This window comes from Streptomyces sichuanensis, assembly GCF_020328095.1.
Classification (GTDB): Bacteria; Actinomycetota; Actinomycetes; order Streptomycetales; family Streptomycetaceae; genus Streptomyces; species Streptomyces cinnamoneus.
Genome location: NZ_JAIXMK010000034.1, coordinates 58,234 through 80,703, shown reverse-complemented (window position 1 = coordinate 80,703; position 22,470 = coordinate 58,234). Strand labels below are relative to the sequence as shown.

The 22,470-nt window shown below is 72.0% G+C and carries 28 protein-coding genes and 1 pseudogene; 11 read left to right on the top strand and 18 right to left on the bottom strand.

The features are described from left to right. Nucleotides 1-47: 47 nt before the first annotated feature. On the top strand, nucleotides 48-1,586 hold the full coding sequence (gene hutH, locus LE181_RS14005) for a histidine ammonia-lyase (protein WP_225661600.1): 1,539 nt from the start codon (nucleotides 48-50) through the stop codon (nucleotides 1,584-1,586). Nucleotides 1,587-1,593: 7 nt separating this feature from the next. On the opposite strand, the gene LE181_RS14000 is transcribed toward hutH, so the two are convergent. Continuing rightward, nucleotides 1,594-1,869, bottom strand: a complete 276-nt coding sequence (locus tag LE181_RS14000; protein WP_225661585.1) for a hypothetical protein — start codon at nucleotides 1,867-1,869, stop codon at nucleotides 1,594-1,596. 319 nt (nucleotides 1,870-2,188) lie between these two features. Between LE181_RS14000 and LE181_RS13995 the strand changes: the two genes are divergently transcribed. After that, a complete protein-coding gene (locus LE181_RS13995; protein WP_225661584.1) occupies nucleotides 2,189-3,466 on the top strand; it encodes a L,D-transpeptidase in 1,278 nt (425 codons plus the stop codon). Nucleotides 3,467-3,767: 301 nt separating this feature from the next. After that, complete coding sequence (locus LE181_RS13990) at nucleotides 3,768-4,964, top strand: DUF2786 domain-containing protein (RefSeq protein WP_372458355.1); 1,197 nt, start codon at nucleotides 3,768-3,770, stop codon at nucleotides 4,962-4,964. A 266-nt stretch (nucleotides 4,965-5,230) separates the two neighbouring features. Here LE181_RS13990 and LE181_RS13985 read toward each other — a convergent pair whose 3' ends face one another. Continuing rightward, the gene (locus tag LE181_RS13985; protein ID WP_225661583.1) at nucleotides 5,231-6,082 is read right to left on the bottom strand and encodes a helix-turn-helix domain-containing protein; all 852 of its coding nucleotides are present in this window, start codon (nucleotides 6,080-6,082) and stop codon (nucleotides 5,231-5,233) included. 55 nt (nucleotides 6,083-6,137) lie between these two features. On the opposite strand from LE181_RS13985, the gene LE181_RS13980 reads away from it, so the two are divergent. After that, nucleotides 6,138-6,707 carry a class I SAM-dependent methyltransferase gene (locus LE181_RS13980; protein WP_225661582.1) on the top strand — a complete coding sequence of 190 codons (570 nt, stop codon included), beginning with the start codon at nucleotides 6,138-6,140 and terminating at the stop codon, nucleotides 6,705-6,707. 6 nt (nucleotides 6,708-6,713) lie between these two features. Here the strand turns inward: LE181_RS13980 and LE181_RS13975 are convergent, their stop codons facing one another. Both LE181_RS13975 and LE181_RS13970 read right to left on the bottom strand, forming a co-directional pair. Next, nucleotides 6,714-8,078 (bottom strand): nucleotidyl transferase AbiEii/AbiGii toxin family protein, encoded by a 1,365-nt coding sequence (locus LE181_RS13975; protein ID WP_225661581.1) that lies wholly within the window; start codon nucleotides 8,076-8,078, stop codon nucleotides 6,714-6,716. Next, nucleotides 8,075-8,749: a hypothetical protein gene (locus LE181_RS13970; RefSeq protein WP_225661580.1), complete on the bottom strand. Its 675-nt coding sequence runs from the start codon at nucleotides 8,747-8,749 to the stop codon at nucleotides 8,075-8,077. Before LE181_RS13970 ends, LE181_RS13975 begins: the two co-directional genes overlap by 4 nt. Nucleotides 8,750-8,970: 221 nt before the next feature. On the opposite strand from LE181_RS13970, the gene LE181_RS13965 reads away from it, so the two are divergent. Further along, a complete protein-coding gene (locus tag LE181_RS13965) occupies nucleotides 8,971-9,582 on the top strand; it encodes a hypothetical protein (protein ID WP_225661579.1) in 612 nt (203 codons plus the stop codon). 81 nt (nucleotides 9,583-9,663) lie between these two features. Here the strand turns inward: LE181_RS13965 and LE181_RS13960 are convergent, their stop codons facing one another. Continuing rightward, nucleotides 9,664-9,999 carry a winged helix-turn-helix transcriptional regulator gene (locus LE181_RS13960; RefSeq protein WP_225661578.1) on the bottom strand — a complete coding sequence of 112 codons (336 nt, stop codon included), beginning with the start codon at nucleotides 9,997-9,999 and terminating at the stop codon, nucleotides 9,664-9,666. A gap of 100 nt (nucleotides 10,000-10,099) precedes the next feature. On the opposite strand from LE181_RS13960, the gene LE181_RS13955 reads away from it, so the two are divergent. Continuing rightward, complete coding sequence (locus LE181_RS13955; protein ID WP_225661577.1) at nucleotides 10,100-10,960, top strand: NAD(P)-binding domain-containing protein; 861 nt, start codon at nucleotides 10,100-10,102, stop codon at nucleotides 10,958-10,960. 1 nt (nucleotide 10,961) lies between these two features. Here the strand turns inward: LE181_RS13955 and LE181_RS13950 are convergent, their stop codons facing one another. From LE181_RS13950 to LE181_RS13905, 10 genes are all read right to left on the bottom strand, one after another. After that, nucleotides 10,962-11,360, bottom strand: coding sequence for a gas vesicle protein K (locus tag LE181_RS13950; protein ID WP_225661576.1), 399 nt, complete (start codon nucleotides 11,358-11,360; stop codon nucleotides 10,962-10,964). Further along, nucleotides 11,344-11,604, bottom strand: a complete 261-nt coding sequence (locus LE181_RS13945; protein ID WP_225661575.1) for a gas vesicle protein — start codon at nucleotides 11,602-11,604, stop codon at nucleotides 11,344-11,346. Before LE181_RS13945 ends, LE181_RS13950 begins: the two co-directional genes overlap by 17 nt. Continuing rightward, nucleotides 11,601-12,395 carry a GvpL/GvpF family gas vesicle protein gene (locus LE181_RS13940; protein ID WP_225661574.1) on the bottom strand — a complete coding sequence of 265 codons (795 nt, stop codon included), beginning with the start codon at nucleotides 12,393-12,395 and terminating at the stop codon, nucleotides 11,601-11,603. The genes LE181_RS13945 and LE181_RS13940 overlap by 4 nt, the downstream gene beginning before the upstream one ends. Before the next feature lie 37 nt (nucleotides 12,396-12,432). Continuing rightward, on the bottom strand, nucleotides 12,433-13,023 hold the full coding sequence (locus LE181_RS32650; protein WP_372458348.1) for a gas vesicle protein: 591 nt from the start codon (nucleotides 13,021-13,023) through the stop codon (nucleotides 12,433-12,435). A 51-nt stretch (nucleotides 13,024-13,074) separates the two neighbouring features. Continuing rightward, nucleotides 13,075-14,253 carry an SRPBCC family protein gene (locus LE181_RS13930; protein WP_225661573.1) on the bottom strand — a complete coding sequence of 393 codons (1,179 nt, stop codon included), beginning with the start codon at nucleotides 14,251-14,253 and terminating at the stop codon, nucleotides 13,075-13,077. Beyond that, nucleotides 14,246-14,791 (bottom strand): ABC transporter substrate-binding protein, encoded by a 546-nt coding sequence (locus LE181_RS13925; protein ID WP_225661572.1) that lies wholly within the window; start codon nucleotides 14,789-14,791, stop codon nucleotides 14,246-14,248. Before LE181_RS13925 ends, LE181_RS13930 begins: the two co-directional genes overlap by 8 nt. 17 nt (nucleotides 14,792-14,808) lie before the next feature. Then, on the bottom strand, nucleotides 14,809-15,060 hold the full coding sequence (locus LE181_RS13920) for a gas vesicle protein GvpG (protein WP_225661571.1): 252 nt from the start codon (nucleotides 15,058-15,060) through the stop codon (nucleotides 14,809-14,811). 20 nt (nucleotides 15,061-15,080) lie between these two features. After that, nucleotides 15,081-15,794, bottom strand: coding sequence for a GvpL/GvpF family gas vesicle protein (locus LE181_RS13915; RefSeq protein ID WP_225661570.1), 714 nt, complete (start codon nucleotides 15,792-15,794; stop codon nucleotides 15,081-15,083). A 3-nt stretch (nucleotides 15,795-15,797) separates the two neighbouring features. Beyond that, complete coding sequence (locus LE181_RS13910; RefSeq protein WP_225661569.1) at nucleotides 15,798-16,253, bottom strand: gas vesicle structural protein GvpA; 456 nt, start codon at nucleotides 16,251-16,253, stop codon at nucleotides 15,798-15,800. Nucleotides 16,254-16,382: 129 nt separating this feature from the next. Then, the gene (locus LE181_RS13905) at nucleotides 16,383-16,709 is read right to left on the bottom strand and encodes a gas vesicle protein GvpO (protein WP_225661598.1); all 327 of its coding nucleotides are present in this window, start codon (nucleotides 16,707-16,709) and stop codon (nucleotides 16,383-16,385) included. A gap of 137 nt (nucleotides 16,710-16,846) precedes the next feature. On the opposite strand from LE181_RS13905, the gene LE181_RS13900 reads away from it, so the two are divergent. Beyond that, complete coding sequence (locus LE181_RS13900; RefSeq protein WP_225661568.1) at nucleotides 16,847-17,113, top strand: GlsB/YeaQ/YmgE family stress response membrane protein; 267 nt, start codon at nucleotides 16,847-16,849, stop codon at nucleotides 17,111-17,113. Between the two features lie 28 nt (nucleotides 17,114-17,141). Here LE181_RS13900 and LE181_RS13895 read toward each other — a convergent pair whose 3' ends face one another. Then, the gene (locus LE181_RS13895; protein ID WP_225661567.1) at nucleotides 17,142-17,435 is read right to left on the bottom strand and encodes a hypothetical protein; all 294 of its coding nucleotides are present in this window, start codon (nucleotides 17,433-17,435) and stop codon (nucleotides 17,142-17,144) included. A 452-nt stretch (nucleotides 17,436-17,887) separates the two neighbouring features. Between LE181_RS13895 and LE181_RS13890 the strand changes: the two genes are divergently transcribed. The 3 genes and pseudogenes from LE181_RS13890 to LE181_RS13880 all read left to right on the top strand — a co-directional run bounded on the left by LE181_RS13890 (nucleotide 17,888) and on the right by LE181_RS13880 (nucleotide 19,330). Beyond that, nucleotides 17,888-18,427 (top strand): hypothetical protein, encoded by a 540-nt coding sequence (locus tag LE181_RS13890; protein ID WP_225661566.1) that lies wholly within the window; start codon nucleotides 17,888-17,890, stop codon nucleotides 18,425-18,427. A gap of 142 nt (nucleotides 18,428-18,569) precedes the next feature. Further along, nucleotides 18,570-18,857 (top strand): annotated as a pseudogene (locus tag LE181_RS13885) (XRE family transcriptional regulator); the annotation flags it as partial. 2 nt (nucleotides 18,858-18,859) lie between these two features. Further along, nucleotides 18,860-19,330 (top strand): NUDIX domain-containing protein, encoded by a 471-nt coding sequence (locus tag LE181_RS13880; protein WP_225661565.1) that lies wholly within the window; start codon nucleotides 18,860-18,862, stop codon nucleotides 19,328-19,330. Between the two features lie 11 nt (nucleotides 19,331-19,341). Here the strand turns inward: LE181_RS13880 and msrA are convergent, their stop codons facing one another. Then, a complete protein-coding gene (gene msrA, locus LE181_RS13875) occupies nucleotides 19,342-20,001 on the bottom strand; it encodes a peptide-methionine (S)-S-oxide reductase MsrA (RefSeq protein WP_225661597.1) in 660 nt (219 codons plus the stop codon). A gap of 24 nt (nucleotides 20,002-20,025) precedes the next feature. Further along, entirely contained in the window at nucleotides 20,026-21,117 is a 1,092-nt protein-coding gene (locus LE181_RS13870; protein ID WP_225661564.1) for a hypothetical protein, read from the bottom strand. A 127-nt stretch (nucleotides 21,118-21,244) separates the two neighbouring features. On the opposite strand from LE181_RS13870, the gene LE181_RS13865 reads away from it, so the two are divergent. Then, entirely contained in the window at nucleotides 21,245-22,390 is a 1,146-nt protein-coding gene (locus LE181_RS13865; protein WP_190112254.1) for a cystathionine gamma-synthase, read from the top strand. Nucleotides 22,391-22,470: the final 80 nt, after the last annotated feature.

The window sequence follows — 22,470 nt, the reverse complement described above, 5'->3', positions numbered from 1 at the left end:
GGTGGTGACAGGTCGCGATTCAGTCTCTAGGGTGCCTGAATATGGATATGCACACTGTGGTGGTGGGGACGACCGGGACGACCGCGGATGATGTGATCGCCGTGGCGCGCAAGGGAGCGCGCGTCGTCGTGTCCGAGGAAGCCCTGGCCGCCGTCGCCGCAGCGCGGCGGGTCATCGACGACCTGGCCGCCAAGCCCGACCCCGTCTACGGCGTCTCGACCGGATTCGGTGCCCTCGCCACGCGCCACATCAGCCCCGAGCTGCGCGCCCGCCTCCAGCGCAACATCGTCCGCTCGCACGCCGCCGGCATGGGCCCGCGCGTCGAGCGGGAGGTCGTACGGGCGCTGATGTTCCTGCGCCTGAAGACGCTCGCCTCCGGCCACACGGGCGTCCGGCCCCTGGTCGTGGAGACGATGGCCGCCGTCCTGAACGCCGGCATCACCCCGGTCGTGCACGAGTACGGTTCGCTGGGCTGCTCCGGCGACCTCGCGCCCCTGTCGCACTGCGCGCTGACCCTGATGGGAGAGGGCGACGCGGAGGGCCCCGACGGCGTGGTGCGCCCCGCCGCCCAGCTGCTGGCCGAGCACCGCATCGAGCCCCTTGAGCTGCGCGAGAAGGAGGGCCTGGCCCTCCTGAACGGCACCGACGGCATGCTCGGCATGCTCGTGATGGCCTGCGCCGACCTGTCCCGGCTGATGACCTCGGCGGACGTCACCGCCGCGCTCTCGCTGGAGGCGCTGCTGGGCTCGGAGAAGGTCCTGGCGCCGGAGCTGCACGCCATCCGCCCGCACCCGGGCCAGGGCGTCTCCGCGGCGAACATGCTTGCCGTCCTGGAGGGCTCCGGCCTCACTGGGCACCACCAGGACGACGCGCCGCGGGTGCAGGACGCGTACTCGATCCGCTGCGCGCCGCAGGTCGCCGGCGCCGGGCGGGACACCCTCGCGCACGCCCGGCTGGTCGCCGACCGCGAGCTGGCGTCGGCCGTCGACAACCCGGTCGTGCTCCGGGACGGCCGGGTCGAGTCCAACGGCAACTTCCATGGTGCGCCGGTGGCCTACGTCCTTGATTTCCTTGCGATCGCGGCCGCTGACCTTGCTTCAATTGCCGAGCGCCGCACCGACCGGCTGCTGGACAAGGACCGCTCGCACGGGCTGCCGCCGTTCCTGGCGGGCGACGCGGGCGTGGACTCCGGGCTGATGATCGCCCAGTACACGCAGGCCGCCCTGGTCAGCGAGATGAAGCGGCTGGCCGTGCCCGCGTCCGTGGACTCGATCCCGTCCTCCGCGATGCAGGAGGACCACGTCTCCATGGGCTGGTCGTCGGCGCGCAAGCTGCGCACGGCCCTTGAGGCGCTCGGCCGCGTCGTGGCCGTGGAGCTGGTCGCCGCCACCCGCGCGATCGAGCTGCGGGAGGGCCTGACGCCGGGGCCGGCCACGCAGGCGGTGCTCAAGGCCGTCCGCGAGGCGGGCGTGGAGGGCCCGGGCGAGGACCGCTTCCTGGCGCCCGACCTGGCCGCGGCCGAGGCGTTCGTCCGCACCGGAAAGCTGGTCGATGCCGTCGAGACGGTGACCGGGCCGCTGGGCTGACTCTGCGTTACCGAGCCGCTGTGCGCTGTTTGCGCACAGCGGCGGTGACGAGCGCGCCGCCCGCCGCGACGAAGGCCACGCCGCCGAAGACGTACGGGGTGGTGTCGACGCTGCCGGTGTCCGCCAGGGCCAGCTCGGCGGTGGGAACAGGGGTTTGACGGGCCTGCTGCCGGGCGGCCGGGGCCGGGCGGTCGTCCGAGGCGTTCGCACTCGGCACGAACCACACCGCGGACAACAGCGTGCCGGCGGCGACGGCGGTCAGCAGCGGGCGGCGTGCGGTCACGGGAGAATCCCCCTTGGGGCGACGGCGATTGGGGGTCGTGGAGCTTCGGCGCGTCCCGACTGACACGATGTTAGTGACAGGGGCGGCCCCTGGGGAAGCCGCATGCGCCATCCGCTCCCCTAGCAGGGCATCCGCCCTTAATCAAGACCCTCGTTGCGGCGTCTGCCGTCCGGGGGTCTTTACTTGTGGTGGCCTTCCCCACAATTTTCCGATGCGTGGAACGGGAGAAAGGGTGCAGGCGTTCTTGTATGTAGTAGCCGGGATGCGTGCAACCCCACGAGCCCCATGATCGGCTCGGGGATTCCGGGGTCCAGGAGCAATGGAGAAGCGTGTGATGACGTACGGCAAGCGCCGCAAGGGCCTGGTGGCCGCGGCCGCTGTGCTCGGCGGTGTACTGACTCTGGCGGCGTGCGGCGGTGACGACGACGGCGCCAAGGGCGGCGGCGACGACAAGGGCAAGAAGTCGCAGGGCCAGGTCGATGCCGCGGCCGCCAAGGACGCGTCCAAGGCGCAGATCAAGATCACGCCGAAGAGCGGTGCCACCGACGCCGGTATCACCACGGACGCCGTTCAGGTCACCGTCAGTGACGGCGAGCTCGTGAGCGTCAAGATGACGACGGACAAGGGCACCCCCGTCGAGGGTTCAATATCTTCGGACAAGAAGACCTGGAAGCCGAACAAGCAGCTCGAACGTTCGACGAAGTACAAGGTCATCGCCGAGGCCAAGGACGACAAGGGCCGCAAGGCCACCGAGAACTCCGCCTTCTCCACCGTTTCGCCCAAGAACAGCTTCATCGGCGCCTTCACGCCGGAGGACGGCTCGACGGTCGGCGCGGGCATGCCCGTGTCGATCAACTTCGACAAGCCGATCAAGGACCGCAAGGCCGTCCAGTCCCACCTGCAGGTCACCTCCAGCAGCGGCCAGCAGGTCGTCGGTCACTGGTTCAGCGACCAGCGCCTGGACTTCCGCCCGCAGGAGTACTGGAAGTCCGGTTCCGAGGTCACCCTGAAGATGGACCTCGACGGCGTCGAGGGCGCCCCGGGCATCAAGGGCGTCCAGAAGAAGACGATCAACTTCAAGATCGGGCACTCCCAGGTCTCCACGGTCGACGCCAAGACCCACCAGATGACGGTGGTGCGCGACGGCAAGACCATCAAGACCATCCCGATCTCCGCGGGCAGCCCGTCGAGCCCGACGTACAACGGCAAGATGGTGATCTCCGAGAAGTTCACGGAGACCCGGATGGACGGCTCGACCGTCGGCTTCACCAAGAAGGACGGCAAGGGCGAGTACGACATCAAGGACGTGCCGCACGCCATGCGGCTGTCCACGTCCGGCACGTTCATCCACGGCAACTACTGGGGCAGCGGCGTCTTCGGCGTCTCCAACACCAGCCACGGCTGCGTGGGCCTGGAGGACAAGCAGGGCGCGAACGACCCGAACACCCCGGGCGCCTGGTTCTACACCAACTCGCTGATCGGTGACATCGTCGAGGTCAAGAACTCCGACGACAAGACCATCGCCCCCGACAACGGCCTCAACGGCTGGAACATGGACTGGGCGAAGTGGGTCGCGGGCAGCGCGACCGGCTCCTGACGTGCTGCACGTCCTGACGTCCTGACGCCAGGTCGTCCCTGACGTCCCGGACGTCCGTCACCTGACGAAGGCCCCCTCGGCACACCGCCGAGGGGGCCTTCGTCCGTCTGCCCGGGGGCGCCCGCACCCTGCCCGCCACTCTGGGTGTTCGAAGCATGCCTGCAGGTCAGCGCGGGGATTTTCGGGCGTGCGCGAGAATGGCCTCCCGCCCCGTACCGGGACGGCCCCCCACGTTCGAAGGACCACCACTGTGCAGACGCCCGCGCAGCCCGAGCCGCCGCTGCAGACCGTGGAGGCCGCCGTGCGCGGCCTGCGGGGCCTGCACGGCGACGCGCTCGACGACGCCGTCTACGCGGCCGCATCCGCCCTGGCCGCCGCCCCCGCCGGCTGGGAAGCCATCAGCGGCGCGGTCCTGCGGATCGCCTCGGCGACCGTACGCCGCTGCTGGGAGTACGGCTGGCAGCCCGCGGACGTCGTACGGCTCGCCCGGCGGGACCTGACGCCCACCGAAACGCGCTTCACCGTCGGCGTCATCGCCGCGGAGGCGCGTCGCTACGCCCCGGACACGCTCGGCGCCCGCTGGGCCGCGCAGCTCACCGAGCTGGACGCACAGGCGTGGTGGGAGGAGGACGCCGGAGGCGACCAGGCGTTCCTCGGCGGCTTCGGCCGGCGCGAGCGGCTGACCCGCTTCGAGACGGCCGCCTGCGCGCTGGGCGCGCTGCGGCTGCTGGACTCCCTCCCGCGCATCGGCGGCGCCGGCCCGCTGCCGGGCACCGCCCACGTCGGCGCGCAGGCCACGACCGCCCCGCCCCGCATGCTCGGCCGGATCCGGGCGCTGCTGGCCAAGGCCGAGTCGACGCAGTTCCCGGAGGAGGCGGAGGCCCTCTCCGCGAAGGCGCAGGAGCTCATGGCGCGGCACTCCATCGACGAGGCGCTGCTGGCCGTCGGCTCCGACACCGCCGGCGAGGGGCCGGGCGCCTGCCGGATCGGCGTCGACGGCCCGTACGAATCGGCCAAGGCGCTGCTCCTGGACGCGGTGGCCGCGGCCAACCACTGCCAGGCGGTCTGGTCGGCCGAATACGGCTTCTCCACGGTCGTCGGCTTCGACGCCGACCTGGAGCTGGTGGAGCTGCTGTACACGTCCCTGCTGGTGCAGGCCACCTCGGCGATGAACCGCGCCGCCGACGACCACCACGCCAGCGGCCGCTCGCGCCGCACCCGCGACTTCCGGGAGTCGTTCCTGATCGCCTATGCGGGCCGGATCAGCGACCGGCTGTCGGCGGCCGTGCAGGACGTGGCGGCGGCGGAGGCACGGCCGGAGGTCCTGCCGGTGCTCGCCGCCCGGGACGTGGCGGTCGGCGAGACGGCCGGACGGATGTTCCCCGAGACGACCTCGTACCGCCTCAAGGGGCGCGACGCGGACGGCTGGGCACAGGGCCGGGAGGCCGCGGACTCGGCCCGCCTGTCCGGCCGCCCGTCCGCGGGGAGGCGGGGGTGATGTACGTGCCTGGCGGCACGTCGTCCCCGGCCGGGATGCGGGTGTGACGTCCGCGGTCCGGGGGCACGTCTTCCCTGCGCGGTGAAGCGGGCGCGGTGCACGTGCCCAGGGGCACGAGGCCCTCTGCCGGGGAGCGGCGGGGCGTGTCGTCCCGCCCGGGGACCGGGCGTGACGTACGTGCCTCACTGCAGCGTCCCTCCGTGGGGAGGCGGGCGTGACGTTCGCGTCCGTGGGCGCATCGCCCCTCTGCCGGATGCGGGCATGACCTACGTGCCTCGCGGCACGCCCTCCCTGTGCGGGGCAGTGGGGCTGAAATACGTGCCCGGCGGCACCCCCACTCCCCGTCGGAACGCCGCCACGAACGCGCTCGGCGAGCCGTAACCCACCCGCCGGGCCACGGCCGAGACCGTCGCGCCCCCGGCCAGCAGCGGCATCGCCGCCTCCAGTCGCAACTGGGTGCGCCACCGTGCGAACGACATGCCCGTACCGGTCGCGAACGCACGCGCCAGTGTGCGGGCGCTCGCGCCCACCGCCGCGCCCCACTGCGCGAGCGTCCGCCCGTCCGCCGGGTCCGCGCGCAGGGCCTCCGCCACGCGGCGGGCCCGGGCGTCGGCGGGCAGCGGGGCCCGGACGGTCGTCACGGACACGGGGCGGAGCTGGTCGAGGACGACCGCCTCCGCGCGCCGGCGGGCGGCGGCATCGGGGCCGCCCTGTGCGAGGTCGTTCGAGAGGTGGCCGATGAGCTCGCGCAACAGCCCCGGCACCGGCACGACGCACGGCTCCGGCCACGTGTGCGGGCACTGCTCCGGCCGGAAGTAGAGGCTGCGCATCAGGGCGGCGCAGGTCGCGCCGGTGGCGTGCGGGGTGCCTGCCGGGATCCACAGGGCGACGGTCGAGGGCAGCACCCACGTACGGCCGGCGGCCCGCACGGCCAGCACGCCCTGCGGGGCCCAGGCGAGCTGGTGGAAGCCGTGCTCGTGCTCGTCGAACCACTCGTCGCCGGCGAGCGCGAACGTGCCGACGGCGATGGCGCTGCCGGCGGGGGCGACGACGTGGGCGGCGCCCACCCCGGAATGCGGCGTGACCCCGCCGGGCGCCATATGTCCGTCCGGCGACATGGGTTGGCCTCCTGGCCCGTATACGACATCCATACCCGGTTCCTAGCCTCGCCGTATGCCGATGAATCTCATCCACCGACGTCTGTGCAGTTCCCGCAAGTGGGCCCGGGCGGTCGAGGAACAGCTGTTGCCCTGGGCCCTGGACGGCGTGAGCCTCGGCCCCCACGCTCTGGAGATCGGACCCGGCTACGGGGCCACGACACGCGTACTGCTGCCACAGGTGCGGCACTTGAGCGTCGTCGAGACCGATGCGTCGTACGTGGCCGGCCTGCGCCGGGAGTTCGGCGACCGCGCCGAGGTGCTCCACGGCGACGGCGCCGCGCTGCCCCTGCCCGACGGGCGCTTCGACTCCGTCGCCTGCTTCACGATGCTGCACCACGTGCCCTCGCCACGGCTGCAGGACGCGCTCTTCGCCGAGGCGCGGCGGGTGCTGCGCCCGGGCGGGGTGTTCGCCGGGTGCGACGCACTGAGCAGCTGGGGCTTCCGGTTGATCCACCTCGGTGACACATGTGTGCCCGTGCCGCCCGCGACGCTGGCGACACGGCTGCGGGCGGCGGGGTTCGCGGAGGCGGAGGTCACCGTGGGGAAGGGCAGCTTCCGCTTCCGGGCGGTCCGTGGGGGGTGAGGGGGCTCAGGAAGGCCCGGAGCCCGCCTCGTCGGTCTCGGCGGCCTCCAGCCAGGCGGCGACCTGGTGCGGCGCGCCGCACCACTCGCCCGTGAAGGGGCCGCTGTCCTTCCGGTGGGGGTGCTGGTCGGTGTGGCGGAAGGAGACGAGGAGGTCCGCGGCGGCCTGCCACGTGCACTCCGCGCCGCCGAGGAGCCCGCGCACGGCGACGAGCGCCTCGACGCTGCTCAGGCGGCGGGCGCAGAACCACGCCTCGACCGCTGCCATGCCCCCGTTCCCGTGCTCGTCACGGAGGAGGTCCGTGAGGTGGTCGAAGGCCACGGCGAGCCGGGCGTACAGCCCCTCCTCGGCGGGGTGGAAGACGGGGGCGAGGGCGACGGCCAGGCGGGTCGTGCAGGCGGGCTCCGGAACGGGGAAGGCGGGATGGTCCTTGCGGAACTCGGGCCAGTCGACGTTGGAGGCCGCCTCCAGGACCTGCGCGAGGTGGAACTCCGAGCCCTCCCGGTACTCCTCCGAGGTGATGAGCACGTGCCGCAGCAGCTCGTAGGACAGTCGGCAGTTCTCGGCGAGGAGGACCGCGTCGTAGAGGTCCTTGGCCTCCGGGTGCATGTCCGTCATCAGCCAGAGCAGCTTCCAGGCGAGGGAGAGCTCGGGGCCGGCGGTCATGAGGACGGCCGGTTCGCCGCCGTCGTGGCGGGGGATCGCGGTGCGCACGGACAGGGCGGGGAGGGTTTCGTTGAAGACGAAGTCCAGTTGGACGCTGCCGGAGGGCAGGGCGTCCGGCCCGTCGGCCGGGGCGGTCCAGGGGAGCACGAGACGGCGGCCGGGCACCCGGTCGTACGTCCAGATCTCGCCGCTGACGGCGCCCGAGGCGTCGATGAGCACGCCGCCCCCGGCGCGCGAGAGGTCCTCGGCGGCGCGGGCGATGTCGTCGAGCAGGGCGTCGGTGCGTTCGTCCTCCAGGGTCCAGGTGGAGGGCACCACCACGAAGTCCAGGTCGCCGGGCTCGCGCGCCGCGTCCCCGTACCACGCCTTCAGCAACACGCTTCCGCGCAGCACGAGATGGTCCGCCCAACCGGAGCCGGCGACGGCCGCGAGGGCGAGGTCGAGGGCCCGGCGCCGGGCCGCGAGCCACGCTTCGCCGGTACGGGCGTTCGCGAACCGCGGCTCGGTGAGCCGCATGCCCCGCATGTGGTGGTTGACGGCCGGATCGTAGGCCGCGCGCTGCACGACGCCCTCGCCGACCACCGGCAGCAGGGTCGGGGGCAGGTCCTTGGCCAGGCGGGTGGCCTCGTCGGGCGGCGACTGGGGGACGACCGCCGTGTCGTCCCAGGGGCCGTAGCCGAACCGCTCCCACGGTGTGGCCGTCATGCGTCTCTCCCTCGCTCGGTGATCCAGCCGGCGTCGAGCGATCCGTCGCTGTCGTGGACGACGAACTCGCGCTCGACGGAGATGATGTCGTGGCCGCCGTCCCGCACGGCCGCCACCAGTGCGTCCAGCCGCAACCCGGCCGTCCGAAGGCCGACCGCGCGGCACCGCTGGGTCACGAACCGCTCGGCGCGCCCGTCGGCCCGTACCCGGCGGGCGTTGCGCGACAGGTGGGCCGTGTGGGAGGAGGCGATCCGGCCGAGCGCGGCGAGGCCGGCGCCGGGCGGCAGCAGCAACTTGAGGTGGTGCTCGAAGTAGTAACTCTCCCCGAGCGCCGCGGCGTCCTCGTCGCTCTCGGGCACCCCCGCGGTCCACGGCGCCGCCTCGACCTTCACCCGCACCACCTCGGCCCCCGCGTCCTGCAGCCCGTGCACCACACCGTCGACGGCTTCGCGGACCTGCGGCAGCGAGCCGGAGGAGCGGAGCGTGACCATCGGCTGGCTGGGCGTCCGCCCGCGGTCGAGGACGATGTGCGTGAACCCGGCACCGCAGGCGGCGGCGTACTGCTCGGCGACGGCGGCGTCACCGGCCGGCACGGTGATGTGCGCTTCGAAGTCCCCGCTGAAGGCGGGGGCGGGGGCGGGCGCGGTATGGGCTGGGGGGCTGGATGTCACCGGCAGATGATCTCAGGGGGGTACGACGGGCACCCGTGCCAGGCCGGGCTGATCACGTTCCGTTCCCGGCCGTCGGCGTGCGGTGTTCGCCGGCCGACGGGCGGTCCATGGCCGAATCGACCGCTTGCCCGGACATTCCGCATCGGCGAGGCTCGCCGTCGTGCCCGCGCCGTGGCGCGGGCCGATCCGCCCGAGTACGCATCTCCACGAAACGGAGTGGCATGGAACTCAAGGCGAGACTCATAGCCCCGGTCGCAGCCTGCGCGTTGGCCGCGACGGGCATGCTCGGCGCCGGCGCGGCACAGGCGGCCGTTCCCGTCGCACCCGCCGCTGCCGGGCCGGCGGCGCACGCCGCGCAGGGCGTCGCGCAGCTCTCCCTGCAGCAGCTGACCGAGCTGGTCACCCTGCGGGTGCACCTGGAGTACCCGAACGCCAGGCTCATGCTGGCGGACGGCAGCGCGCCCGGCGGCAGGACCCAGGACATGTCGAAGGTCACCGACTGGCGGTTCGTCCTCAACACCGGCGACCGCCAGTCGGCCGTCAAGTCCGTGCAGATCAAGGCGACTCTGGACGGCCAGGTGGGCCAGATGACCACCTACCGGTCGCCGTGGGGAGGGGTCGCCGCCATCGACGGGCCGACGTACCTGAGCCCCGCCCAGGCGTACGACATCCTCGAACGGGCCGGGCACGGCAACGCCTACCAGTACGTGTCGCTCGTCAAGCCCCTCGTCGCGAAGCCGCACCTGCAGTACCACTTCTCCAACATCCGCGGCGGCTGTGACGGATACGCCGTGAACGTCGACGACCACGCCGTCAACCCGATCTGCGGCTGACACCCGGCACCTTGCGGACGCGGGGACCGGGCCCGGCACCCCCGCGTCCGTACCCGCCGCGTCCGTACCTGCCGCCTCCGGTCACGCGCCGCCGGGCACCAGGTGCTTGGTGCCCCAGGCCCCCAGTGGGGCGAGTGCTTCGCCGAGTTCGGCGCCGAGCGGCGTCAGGGAGTACTCGACGCGCGGCGGCACCTCGTCGTGGGCCTCGCGGTGGACGATGCCGTCGGCCTCCAGCTCGCGCAGCTGCGCGGCCAGGACCTTCTCGGTGACGCCGGGAATCCCGCGGCGCAGTTCGCCGAACCGGTGGGGCCGCTGCTCCAGGGCCCACAGGATGAGCACCTTCCACTTGCCGCCGACGACCTCCATCGCCGCGTCGATCCCGCAGTGCGCCGCACCGGGCCTGCCGCTCGTCGCCATCCTCGCTCCTCCCCCTCCGACCAGCACGCTCACCCCGGGGTACGTACCCACCTCGAAGTGCGTACTTGATCAACTATCGCTCTCGCCCAAGGCTAGAGGCATGACGAACGCGCACAAGAACACCCGCATCGCCCTCCTCGGACTCGGCGCCATGGGCACCGCCCTCGGCCGTGCCTGGCTGGCCGCCGGCCGGCCCCTGACCGTCTGGAACCGCACCCCCGCCAAGGCCCGGGCCCTCGCCGCCGAAGGCGCCGAGGCCGCCGCGAGCCCCGCCGGGGCCGTGGCCGCGGCCGACCTGGTCGTGTTGTGCCTGCTCGACGGCGCCACGGTCGACGCCGTCCTGGACGGCGTCGACCTCACCGGCAAGGACGTGGTCGACCTGACCACCGGCACCCCGGCGGCGGCGCGGGAACGGGCGGCGTGGGCCGCCGCCCGCGGGGCCCGGTTCCTGGACGGCGGGATCATGGCCGTCCCGCCGATGATCGGGGCCCCTGGATCCGGCGCGTACGTCCTCTACAGCGGCTCCCGCGAGCTGTTCGACGCCCACCGCGCGCTCCTGGAGGTCCCGGCGGGCGCGCGGTTCGTGGGCACGGACGCGGGTTTCGCGGCCCTGCACGACGTGGCGCTGCTGTGCGGAATGTACGGCCTCTTCGCCGGCATGACGCAGGCCATCGCCCTGGTCGAGGGAGAAGGAATCGACCGCGGCGCCTTCACCCCGCTGCTCACCGAGTGGCTCGGCGCCATGACCGCCGCCCACGCCGCAGGCGCTTCCGCCGGCGCCGACTCCAACCTCGCCATGCAGGTGGCGGGCACCACGACCCTCCTGCGCACGGCGCAGGACCAAGGCGTCAGCGCCGAGCTGGTCCTGCCGTACTTCCGCCTGATGGAACGCCGCCTCGCCCAAGGCGACGGCGACGGCCTGGACGACACGGCGGGCATGCTCGCGCTGCTGCGGCAGTAGGTCACAGGAGCGTGCCGAGGGGGCCGAGGTCGAGGTTGAGGTCGTCCATCGTCAGCCCGTACTGGTCGCAGAGTTCGGTCATGCGGTCATGAAGGATCATCAGGGTGAGGCCGAGCCGTTCTTCCTGGTCTTCGGTGAGGTCACCCTCGTCGACGCGGTGGAGCGCCTGGCGTTCCATGAGCTGGCGCAGGAGCTCGACGATGGTCAGCACCAGGCGGATGAGGTCCCGCTCGACCGTGTCGGGATCGGTGTGCAGGCGTTCGGCGGCGGTGCGGCGGGCCGCGCCGAGCGGGGGAGGGAGTTCGTCGGGGTGGGCCGGGACGACCGAGAGGGCGCCGGCCGCCGCCTGGGCGGCCTCCCGCAGGCGGTCGGGCCGGGGCGGGTCACCACGGCTCGGCACGATCCTCACCGCCCTCGACCGGCCTGTCGCCCGGTACCGGGATGTCCCACTGGCCTTCGGTCTGTTCGCGGATGGCCACCACCACGGCACGCAGCGATATGCGCACCAGATCGATGTCGGCGATCGACAGGACGAGATCGCCGGTGAGGACGACGCCACCGCTCAGCAGCCGGTCGAGGAGGTCGATCAAGGCCACCTGCCGCTGTGCCAGGGGACGGTCCTCGTCCGCGTAGGGGCCCGTCACGTGGGTGCTCCCTCCGGCGCACCGGGGTCGGCGAAGGAGTAGGGGGCCCACGGGCCGGTGATGTCCACGCGGACGCCGGGAGAGCCCTCGGCGGCACGGTGGACGCGGCGACGGAACTCCTCGGCCAGGTCGTGGGGAACGAGGTAGGCGTCGTTGGCGACGTTCTCGCCGGACGCCTCGGCCAGGCGGCCCTGTTGCGGCCGGTGCCGGGCACGTCCGGCGGCCAGGCCGCGGGTCTCGGCGTCGATCCGGCGCACCACTTCCTCCGCCAGCCGCCATGCGTCGCGGCGCGTCTGGTGCTGGTGGCGGCGTTGCCGCAGGTAGGCGCGGCCCGCATCGGGCGCGTCGGGCGGTGCGGCGGCCGGTGGGGGCGGCGCGGCGGCCGCGTCCACGTAGACCTTCACGCCCCATTCCGCGTGCCCGGACAACCGGGCGAGCGAGGCGGCGAACACCGGGTGCCCCTCGTGCAGCATCTCCGCGACGCGCAGGTCGTCGAGGTACACCGTGGCGAGACGGAGCGGCAGGACGGTGGTGTGGGCGGCGAGGGACTCGACGACCGAGTGGTGCGCACGGGCCGTCGGCTCCAGCCAGTCGAGGTCCTCCAGGTGCGCCTTGAGCGCCGACTGGGAGAAGTCGGCCTCCGGGACGGGGCTGACGGCCGCCGCCACCTCGCCGGAGCGGACGAGGGTGACGGGGCTGCCCGCCACACCCTGGACACCCGCCAGCGCGGTGCGCTCCAGCGACGGGGAGAACGGCACCACGGCGTAGGCGTAGCTGAGGTTGCCGGCCATGGCTCCTCCCTCTCGGCGGCCCGTCAACGGCGGCCCGTCAACGGCGGTCCTCGTCATCCCCGGGCCGCCGCCTTCCGCGGGCGGGCTCGGCGCCGCGGGCACGCCCCGTGGCGCGCGGGCGTTCCGGCGTGCGCGGGCGTTCCGTCTCGTGCGCGAGTTCCGTTTCGCGCGGGCGTTCCGTTTCGCGCTCGCGGGAGCGCACCGGGGCGTGGGACCGTTCGGTCTCGGTGCGCCGCGGGCGGGCGGCGTCGTCCGCCGCCCGGCCCTCGGGCAGGCTCCTCGGCGCAGACTGGGCGGCCTGCTGCCGCAACGACCTCACCTCGGCCCGCAGGCGCTCGTTCTGCTCTTCGAGCTCGCGCTGCTCGCCGGCCCGCGACGACAGGGCGGGGTCGTGTTCCCACCAGTCGATGCCGATCTCCTTCGCCTTGTCGACGGAGGCCACCAGCAGGCGCAGTTTGATGGTGAGCAGCTCGATGTCGAGCAGATTGATCTTGATGTCGCCGACGATGACGATGCCCTTGTCCAGCACGCGCTCCAGGATGTCGGCGAGGTTCGCGCTGCTGCCCTGCTGTCCGTACGCGGAGAGCGAGCGTGCCGGGCCGGCGGAGGGGAGAACGGGTTCGGTCACGGCGGGTTCGACCTCCTCGGCCTCGGATCGTCTCCGGTCATCGCCCGCGGGTCACCTCCTGGAGCGGCGGGACTCCTCGCCGCGTGGTTCCGCGCCCCCGGGTTCCTCCTCGTCCTCCCATGCGCTGTCCTCGGCGTAACGGGTGTCGTCCTCGTCGCGACGGCCGCGCGCCCGTGGTTCACCGCTCGCCTCGTAGTCGCCCTCGTCGCCCTCGTCTTCGTACCGCTCCTCGGCCTCCTCCACGCTGCCGCGTCGCCCTTCGTCCCGGTCCTCCTCGTCGTAGGCGCCCTCCTCCGAGTCCTCGTACTCCGCGTACTCGGGATCGCCGGGCCGCACCTCTTCGTCCTCGTCCCGCTCCCGCTCGGCGCCTTCCGCTTCCTCGGGCTCGCTGACCACCTCGCCGTCGCGGATCTCGCCGCGCCAGCCGCCGGTGGCCTCGCCGCGAACGGTCAGGAACGCGCGGTAGAGCTTCAGGTCGAGCCGGGTGCGGCGCCCCTGGGCCCGCAGCAGTGCGCCGGTCTTCTCGACCAGCCCCTGGGGGTAGTACTGCATCACCAGCAGCACCTTGGTCAGGTTCTTGTCGAGCGCGTGGAAGGTGACCACGCCCTTGGTGGTTCCCTTGGCGCCCTCGGACGTCCACGCGATGCGTTCGTCGGGCACCATCTCGGTCACCGTGCCCTGCCAGTGGCGGCTCGCCTTGGCGATCTTCACGTGCCACTGGGACGTCGTGTCGTCCTCCCGCTCCACGTTCACCACGCCCTTGGCGAAGCGGCCGAACTCCTGGAACTGCGTCCACTGGTCGTACGCCTCGCGCACCGGGACGCCGACCTCCACGTCCTCGATCACCGTCAGGCTCCGGCCGCCGGCCGGGCCCGACCGCTTCTGCTCGCGCCGCTTGCCGGAGACCTCCTTGACCTTGTCCCACAGCGCGCTCTTGGCGTGCGAGGCGGCCGCCGAGAGCACGGCCGCGCTGGGCGAGGCCCCCGCCTTCAACCGCTCTCCGCCCTTCGCGACGGCGCCGACCAGCTCGTGCGGCCCCAGGTGGGCCTCGCCGAGCCGGGTCGCCGATTCCTCCACACGGTGCACCATCTCCTGCAGCACGCGCTCAAGCCGTGCCTCGACATAGGCTTCGGCCTCCTCCACCAGCCGGTTCGCGCCCGGATTGCCCTGGACCCGCTCCCGCAGGCCGCCGGCCGCCCCGCCGCGCTCCGCCGCCCTCCGCTCAGCCATCGTCCGACCTCCTCGTCCTGTGGGCGCCGCCGGAGGAACGGCCACGAGCCGTGCTGTGCGTTTCCTTCTCGTGCGTCTGCTCCTCGTGCGCCTCCTCGTGCTTCCCGGACCCGCCGGACCGGGACGTGCGGTGCGCCGAAGCCGTGGCCCCGCCACGAGCGTGCGAAGAGGCCCCGTGCCCGGACCCGCGTGCTGCCGGAGCCTTCTTCTCCTTCTCCTTTTCCTTCTCCCCGCCACCGCCAGTGGCCGCCTTCTCCCGCATGCCGGTGGTCCGGTCGTGCAGGGAGTCGGCCAGGTGCTCGGCCTTGGCCGTCAGCACCGACGTCGCCGCCGCCTTTCCCGCGGACAGCAGCTCCTTGCGGACCTGCTCGTTGACGTTGCCGAGGAAGGGGGACTGGGCGAGGGTCTTGCCGAGCTGCCCGGGTTTGACGCGGGAGCCGGCCAGCAGGGTGCCGAGCCCGATCGCGAGCTTCGCCTTCTTGGTACGCCCCAGCACGTACCCCCCGAGAACAGCCGCGCCTATCTTGGCGTTGTTCATCATCTCCGCCTTCCCATTCAGAGGCCGTGCGGGGGTTGTTGCTGCCTTGTCGCCATCAGCTGGGCCAGCAAGGCGTCCTCCCGCTGCCTGAACTCCTGTTCCTCGATGCGGCCCTCCTCGTGTGCCCGCTCCAAGGAGGCGAGTTCCTCCTGGAGGGCCGTAGGGTCGTTGAGTTCCTGTTCCGCCGCCAGGCGGATCTTGTCCACCACCCATCCGACGCCCCTGACCGGAGCGAGCGGCAGCGTCAGAAGCTCCACGAACAGTCCCACGGCTGCTCCTCTCGGAACGTTCAGGCGAAGCTGTACGGGGGCAGGGGACCGCGTACTCGCAGCTCGGCCACCTCGCCGTACCGCTCGGCGAGTTCGGCACCGGTCCGCGAGAACTCCTCTGCCTTGTCGTCGTCGACGAGGAACGAGACGTTCAGGAAGTACTGCTGTGAGGGTGGTGAGAGCTGTTCGGAACGGGTGAGCGGGCGCAGCGCCTCGACGATCTCGGCCGCCAGGGACTCCTGCCGCGCCTGCACCTCCTGGGCGACGAGCTGGCCGAGCGCCAGCCGGTCCTCGTACGTGCCGCCGCCGTCGCGCGTGGCCTCGTTGAGCCGGCGGGCCTGCTCGGAACCGGCCAGGACCTCGCGCAGCAGCGCCTCCTCGTTCTGGACGGCCTTGACGTTGAACTCCACCCGTCCGGACAGCTCGTCGAGGGCGCGACTGAACTCCTCGCCCCGTTCCCGCAGGACCGCACGCACGGTGTCCTCGTCCGGGGCGACGAACCCGAAGCTGAGGGGCAGCGTGGTGCCCTCGCCCCAGAGACGTCCCTGGACGGTGTGATGGGCCTCCAGGTCGCGCCGCCCCGCCGCGAGGTCCTCGGGCGCGTCGCTCACCACTGCCCGCAACGAACCCTCACCGACGGTATAGAGCGTCGTCGGCGGATCGCCGACCCCGCTCACGTCGTCGAGGCGCAGGGGGTGGGACTCCGAGGTGATGGCGTAGACGTACAGCGGCATCGCTCATTCCTCCCTCGGCCGTGACGAGCGACGGGGCCTGCGCTCCGCCTCGCGGTGGGGGGCCTCGCGCGGGGCCCGCTCGGGTTCCGCTTCCTCGTCGTCGCCCTTGTGCAGCGAGTCCGTGATGGCCTCGACCGCGCCCGTCAGCACGCCCTTGCTCTTGCTCTTGGCGCCCCCTTCGACGGCTCCCTGCACCATGTCGGGAAGCTGGGCCGGGGCCTTGCGGCCGGACTCCAGGTCGAGCCGGTTGCACGCCTCGGCGAAGCGGAGGTAGGTGTCGACGCTGGCCACGACGATGCGGGCGTCCACCTTGAGTATTTCGATCCCCACGAGGGAGACGCGGACGAAGGCGTCGATCACCAGCCCGCGGTCCAGGACCAGCTCCAGCACGTCGTAGAGGTTCCCCGACCGGCCACCACCCCCGGTGGGCAGGGGACCGCCCTGCGGAGTAACAGTCACGATTCCTTCCCTTCGTGACGTCATGTCGTGACGGAGCCTGTCGCGCCGAAGACGCACCGCGCGCACCGCACGCGCCGGATGCGCGCCGTGACGGGAACGAGGGGTGCGGGCCGCGGCTACAGGCCGCGGCTAGCGGTCGTCCCTGTCCGTCTGTGCGCGGGTGTAGCGGCGCCCCCGCTCGTAGGCCAGGAGCTGGCCGGCCGGGTCGAGAACGACGTCGTAGCTGGCCATCACGCTGGTCGTTTCGGGGATCCGCTCCACTTCCACCACCTCGACCCGAGCCTGCCAGCCTTCCTCGGTGGGTTTCAGCGAGGAGACGGACTCCGGCTGCCGCCCGAGCAGCTCCGTCAGCTGCTCGACCGCGCTGCGCATCGCCTCCGTCGCAGCCACGCGGTTCCCCTGGGCTGCGTGCTGACGAGGGGTTTCGGCGGTCTTCGGCTCACGGTCGTTCGTGATCTTCACCTTCTCATGCTGTCAGTCACGATTATCCTCCCCGCCCTCTTGACAGAAAAGCCGAATATGCGGATTTATGGGGATTGACATGAAGCCGGGCAGTGGGTATAAGGCTCCGCCCGCCTGTGGAAGTGAGTCCCATGGAAATCTCGGGCATTCTCAGCGCGCTGGTGATCGGTTTCGTCATCGGCCTGCTCGGCCGGCTGGTCCTTCCGGGGCGCCAGCACGTTCCTCTGTGGCTGATGATCCTCGTCGGCATCGCGGCGGCCCTCGCCGGCACCGCGATCGCGCGCGCACTGCACGTCTCGGTCACGAGCGGCATCGACTGGATCGAGTGGCTGATCCAGATCGCCCTGGCGGCCATCGGCGTGGCGGCCGTGGACAGGGCGAAAGCGCGTCACGACTGACCGCGGCCGACGGACCGGTCGCGGGCGGTCAGCGGCGGGAGCGGCTACGGGTGATGAGCCAGGTGCCGCCGACGATGAGCAGGGCGAAGACCGCCAGCCCGGCGCCCAGGGCGGTCAGCAGCCACAGCCGCTCCCGCAGCTTCAGCGTGCCGCTGAGGGTGACCTGGAGAGAGCCGACCGCGAAGGCGATCGCCGAGGTGAACACCGCGACGAGCTCGACGGCACGTATCGAGGAACGGTGCATGGCGCGTTCCAGATCGACGTTGGCCGCGTCCTGACGCCGCCAGCGGCCCTCGTGCTCCGCCTCACGCGCCGCCCGCAACCGGGCCTCCTGGATGGCGTCCCGCTTGACGAGGTACTGCTCCAGGAGCAGTTCGCGGCTGAACGCCCCTGACCGGGCGAGCAGGGCCAGGGCGGCGTCGAGGTGGACCAGGGCCTCGTCGCCCGTGCGCCGTGCACCGCGAATTCCCCACGCGCCTCGTCGGCGGCGAACCCGGGGTCAGTCTCATCGGGGGCCAAGCGGCCCCCAGGTATGAGTCGGGCCGGTGGGCAATTGGCGACCTCCAGGGCGTTGTCAGCGGACTTTGTGAACCTTTTGACTCGATCGGCCGGGTCGTGCCGAGCCCGTCCGCGTTATCTGTACGCGGTGATCTATCCGCCCCGCCGTCCTGGGGCAAGTCGTGCTCTCGGACCGATCCGACCTGCGAGAAAGACCTCATGTCTCAGCCCCAGATGTCTCAGCCCCAGTGGACGAACCCCGCGCCCAAGAAGCGCATGTCGACGACGAAGATCGTGCTGCTCGTGCTGGCCGGTGTGATGGCCTTGGTCTTCGCGGGTTGCACGGCATTAGTCGTGGGCGTGGGCAAGGCGGTCGACGACGAGGTGAGCGGTCAGCCGAAGAAGGTGCCGGGTAAGGGGGCCGACGACGGTAAGTCGGCCGCGCTCGGCAGGGACACCGTGAAGCTCAACAACGGCCTGGAGGTCGCCCCAGGCATCCCGGAGAAGTACTCTCCGGACGAGACCGCTGCCTCCACCGACGCGTTCAACTACAAGGTGCGGGTGATTTTTGCCAACAACGGCGACAAGGTCATCGACCTCAACCTTGCCACCATCAAGGCCACTACCGATGGCGGCGCCACCAAGGAGATCGTCGACAGCGTGAACAACGTCGGCATGCTGAACGGCGGCACGCTTGCCCCTGGGCAGACCACGAAGATGACGTTCGGCTTCTCGGCGGAGAAGAAGCCGACGTACGTGAACCTGGATGTCACCCCAGGGCTGTTCAAGACGGCCCACTTCACCTACAAGTTCTGATGGCCAGGACGACACGTAGAGGACGCATGGCACTGCCCATTCAGGGCTTGGCCAGGCTGGCGGCGCTTGTGGCGCGTGCCAAGCCACCTCATCCGGTCTGCCTGCCGTAGCTCGCCCGCCCGCCGTACCAGGTCTGCTACCGGAAGAGCGGTTCGGTCACGGCATCGAGTCCAGGTGTCGACTGGCCCTGATGCACTACAGGCCGTTGGTCGGGGTACCCGGCATCGAGATCCGGACCCATGGGGACGCTGTGCGACTCCCTCTACCGAGCGGATGATCAACTACTGGTCAACGCCCACATCTGGGGAGCGAGCGCGTTCGCAGCGCCTCTCTGGCACCTTCGCCGTAACGGTGACGGAGGGATCTCCGACACCTACGGCAGAGCTTCGACGCGGTGTGGGCAACGGCGACGCCCGTCCAGGAGGAGTGATCGTGTCCCGTACCGAGTACTACGACGACCCGGAGGCCCCCGAGCCCAACAGCATGGTCGTGGCCGCTTCCGCCGTCGTCACCGACGAGCAAGGTCGCATCCTGCTCCAGCGGCGGCGCGACAATGATCTGTGGGCCCTTCCCGGCGGCGGCATGGAGATGACGGACTCCCTCCCCGGCACGGCGGTGCGCGAGGTCAAGGAGGAGACCGGGCTGGACGTGGAGGTCACGGGACTGGTCGGCACCTACACCGACCCGCGCCACGTGATCGCCTACTCCGACGGGGAAGTACGGCGTCAGTTCAACGTCTGCTTCACCGCACGCGTGACGGGCGGGGAGCTCGCGATCTCCGACGAGTCCACCGAGCTCCGGTTCGTCCACCCCGACGACATCCCGTCGCTCCCCACGCACCACACCCAGCAGCTCCGCATCCGGCACTTCCTGGAGCACCGAGAGCGTCCCTACCTGGGGTGATGCCCCCGGGGTCAGCCCTCCAAGGGCGCGACCCCCACCGGACACGAGACGCCCGTCCCCCCGATCCCGCAGTACCCCGACGGGTTCTTCGCCAAGTACTGCTGGTGGTAGGGCTCCGCGTAGTAGAACGGGCCCGCCGGGAGGATTTCCGTGGTGATGGGGGCGTGGCCCGCTGCCGTGAGGACCGGCTGGTAGCGGGCGCGGGAGGACTCGGCCGTGGACTGGTCCTCGGGGGAGTGGGTGTAGACCGCGGAGCGGTACTGGGTGCCGCGGTCGTTGCCCTGGCGGAAGCCCTGGGTGGGGTCGTGGGACTCCCAGAAGAGCTTCAGGAGCGACGCGTACGGGAGCCGGGCCGGGTCGTAGACCACCCGGACCGCTTCCGTGTGGCCCGTCAGGCCGCTGCAGACCTCGTCGTACGTGGGGTTGGGAGTGTGGCCGCCCTGGTAGCCGACCAGCGTCGTCCACACGCCCTCCGCCTGCCAGAAGACGCGCTCCGCGCCCCAGAAGCAGCCCAGGCCGAAGTCGGCGACCGCCAGGCCGTGCGGGTAGGGGGCGGCCAGGGGAGTGCCCAGGACCGTGTGGCGTTCCTGGAGGGGGAACTCCGGCTCCGGGCGGCCCCTGAGGGCCTCCTCGGCGGTGGGCAGACCGGCATCGCGACGTCCGAACAGCATCATGCTCCCTCCAACGGTCATCCCCTACGCGGAATTCCGGCCCCGCTCCCAGCCCGCGACCGCCATCGCGCGGTACGCCGTGTACGCCGCCACCGGGTCGGCCTCGTACGTCCACGGCACCGCGCCGATGTGGCCGTCGACCTTGCGCAGCTGCTCCAGGGCCTCGCCGTGGCGGTCGGCGCGCACCAGGAACCAGACCAGCAGATGCCGCACGTGCGGCAGCACGGGGTGGTCCTCCGGCGCGTTCGCCACCGCGAACTGCGCGCCCTCGATCGCCTCGCGGATCACCACGCTCTGGAACAGGCTGCGCACCAGCTGAACGTCCGGCAGGTGGTCGTGGACCGCGAACAGCGGCAGCGCGGGCAGCAGACTGCCCTGCGCGGCCGAGGCCGCCGCGCGCTGCGCGAAGGCGTCCGCCTGCTCCTGCGAGCCGTGCCACTTCGCGCTCCAGTACCGCAGCGCCGCCAGGTGCGCGCCCATGTGCTGCGGCGCCCGCGAGACCACCGTCTCCCAGACCGACTGGAACTCCGCCTCGCTCGCCCCCAGGCCCCGGGCCACGCCCAGCTCGACGATGTACGGCACCGGGTCGCCCGGCGCCAGCAGGGCCGCCTCGGCGCAGACCGTGCGGGCCTCCTCCAGGATCATCCGGAAGTCCTGCGACGACGGGTCGCGCAGCGCCTGCTGGACCAGGAACTCGGCCTGCACCGCCGCGCCGCCCGCGTCCTTGGGCGCCACCACGCGCCAGTGCCGCAGCCACATCCCGCCCGTGCCCGGCGCCTCCGCCAGCTCCTGGGCGGCCGCCCCGGCCAGCGTCTGCACGCGCTGCCAGCGCAGCTCCGCCGCCTCCGTGGCGGACGTCCGGGCCAGCAGCTCGGAGGCCGGCTTCCAGTCCTGGGTGCGGCGCGCCTCCCCGACCGCCGCCAGCAGCTCCGGGTCCGGCCCGGGAAGCCGCACGTCCAACTCTCCGGGCGGGACGAAACCGAAGGCGCCCACCGGGTCGACGGCCGCCCCGGTCCCGCGCACGGCGTCCTGCCCCGCGCGGTACCGGCGCAGCGCCGGCACCACCACGACGCCGCAGATCACGACGAGGGCGAGCAGGATGAACAGAAACTCCATGAGGCGTCCCGGAAAGCGAGAGAAACGAAGGTGGACGACGGTACAACGCGGCAAACCTGCGGATCGTTCATCCGCCGGTTACAAGTGAACAGGAGTGTTCGGGCGAACGGGCACTACTCTCGGATGAATGAGCGACCAGCACAGCTTCGAGACCCTCGCGATCCATGCCGGGCAGGAGGCGGACCCGCTGACCGGGGCCGTCGTGCCGCCCATCTACCAAGTCTCCACCTACAAGCAGGACGGCGTCGGCGGCCTGCGCGGCGGCTATGAGTACAGCCGCAGCGCCAATCCCACCCGTACCGCCCTGGAAGAGAACCTGGCGGCCCTTGAGGGCGGCGTCCGCGGCCTGGCCTTCGCCTCCGGCCTGGCGGCCGAGGACTGCCTGCTGCGCACGCTGCTGGCCCCCGGCGACCACGTGGTGATCCCGAACGACGCCTACGGCGGCACGTTCCGCCTGTTCGCCAAGGTCGTCGGCCGCTGGGGCGTGGAGTGGTCGGTCGCCGACACCTCCGACGTGGACGCGGTCCGCGCCGCCATCCGGCCGCAGACCAAGGCCGTCTGGGTCGAGACGCCCTCCAACCCGCTGCTCGGCATCACCGACATCGCGGCGGTCGCGGCCGTCGCGCACGAGGCCGGCGCCAAGCTCGTCGTGGACAACACCTTCGCCAGCCCCTACCTCCAGCAGCCGCTGGCCCTGGGCGCCGACGTGGTCGTCCACTCCACCACCAAGTACATGGGCGGGCACTCCGACGTCGTCGGCGGCGCCCTGATCACCTCCGACGCCGGCCTGGGCGAGGAACTGGCCTTCCACCAGAACGCCATGGGCGCCGTCGCCGGCCCCTTCGACTCCTGGCTCACCCTGCGCGGCATCAAGACCCTCGCGGTGCGCATGGACCGCCACACCGCCAACGCCGAGCGCGTGGTGGAGATGCTGCAGGCGCACCCGAAGGTCACGCAGATCTACTACCCGGGTCTGCCCGAGCACCCGCTGCACGAGGTCGCGGCCAAGCAGATGCGGGCCTTCGGCGGCATGGTGTCCTTCCGTGTCGCGGGCGGCGAGGAAGCGGCCGTCGAGGTCTGCAACCGCGCCAAGCTGTTCACCCTCGGTGAGTCGCTGGGCGGCGTGGAGTCGCTGATCGAGCACCCGGGCCGCATGACGCACGCCTCGGTGGCGGGTTCCGCGCTGGAGGTCCCGGCGGACCTGGTGCGCGCGTCGGTCGGCATCGAGTCGGCGGACGACCTGGTCGCCGACCTCGCCCAGGCTCTGGGCTAGGCGCTGGGCGCTGGGCGCTGGGCGCTGGGCTGGGCGCTCGGCGCTCGCCCGACAGGGAGCCGGGCCGGGAAAGCCGGCCG

Excerpts from the sequence above, each read along its gene's own strand:
- LE181_RS13940 (WP_225661574.1), bottom strand. The coding sequence starts at position 12,395 with ATGGCCGGCAACCTCAGCTACGCCTACGCCGTGGTGCCGTTCTCCCCG.
- LE181_RS13915 (WP_225661570.1), bottom strand. The coding sequence starts at position 15,794 with ATGCCGCTGTACGTCTACGCCATCACCTCGGAGTCCCACCCCCTGCGC.
- LE181_RS13955 (WP_225661577.1), top strand. The coding sequence starts at position 10,100 with ATGACGAACGCGCACAAGAACACCCGCATCGCCCTCCTCGGACTCGGC.
- LE181_RS13965 (WP_225661579.1), top strand. The coding sequence starts at position 8,971 with ATGGAACTCAAGGCGAGACTCATAGCCCCGGTCGCAGCCTGCGCGTTG.
- LE181_RS13980 (WP_225661582.1), top strand. The coding sequence starts at position 6,138 with ATGCCGATGAATCTCATCCACCGACGTCTGTGCAGTTCCCGCAAGTGG.
- LE181_RS13995 (WP_225661584.1), top strand. The coding sequence starts at position 2,189 with ATGGAGAAGCGTGTGATGACGTACGGCAAGCGCCGCAAGGGCCTGGTG.
- LE181_RS13865 (WP_190112254.1), top strand. The coding sequence starts at position 21,245 with ATGAGCGACCAGCACAGCTTCGAGACCCTCGCGATCCATGCCGGGCAG.
- LE181_RS13925 (WP_225661572.1), bottom strand. The coding sequence starts at position 14,791 with ATGAACAACGCCAAGATAGGCGCGGCTGTTCTCGGGGGGTACGTGCTG.
- LE181_RS13975 (WP_225661581.1), bottom strand. The coding sequence starts at position 8,078 with ATGACGGCCACACCGTGGGAGCGGTTCGGCTACGGCCCCTGGGACGAC.
- LE181_RS13960 (WP_225661578.1), bottom strand. The coding sequence starts at position 9,999 with ATGGCGACGAGCGGCAGGCCCGGTGCGGCGCACTGCGGGATCGACGCG.
- LE181_RS13890 (WP_225661566.1), top strand. The coding sequence starts at position 17,888 with ATGTCGACGACGAAGATCGTGCTGCTCGTGCTGGCCGGTGTGATGGCC.
- LE181_RS13870 (WP_225661564.1), bottom strand. The coding sequence starts at position 21,117 with ATGGAGTTTCTGTTCATCCTGCTCGCCCTCGTCGTGATCTGCGGCGTC.
- LE181_RS13985 (WP_225661583.1), bottom strand. The coding sequence starts at position 6,082 with ATGTCGCCGGACGGACATATGGCGCCCGGCGGGGTCACGCCGCATTCC.
- hutH (WP_225661600.1), top strand. The coding sequence starts at position 48 with ATGCACACTGTGGTGGTGGGGACGACCGGGACGACCGCGGATGATGTG.
- msrA (WP_225661597.1), bottom strand. The coding sequence starts at position 20,001 with ATGCTGTTCGGACGTCGCGATGCCGGTCTGCCCACCGCCGAGGAGGCC.
- LE181_RS13900 (WP_225661568.1), top strand. The coding sequence starts at position 16,847 with ATGGAAATCTCGGGCATTCTCAGCGCGCTGGTGATCGGTTTCGTCATC.
- LE181_RS13930 (WP_225661573.1), bottom strand. The coding sequence starts at position 14,253 with ATGGCTGAGCGGAGGGCGGCGGAGCGCGGCGGGGCGGCCGGCGGCCTG.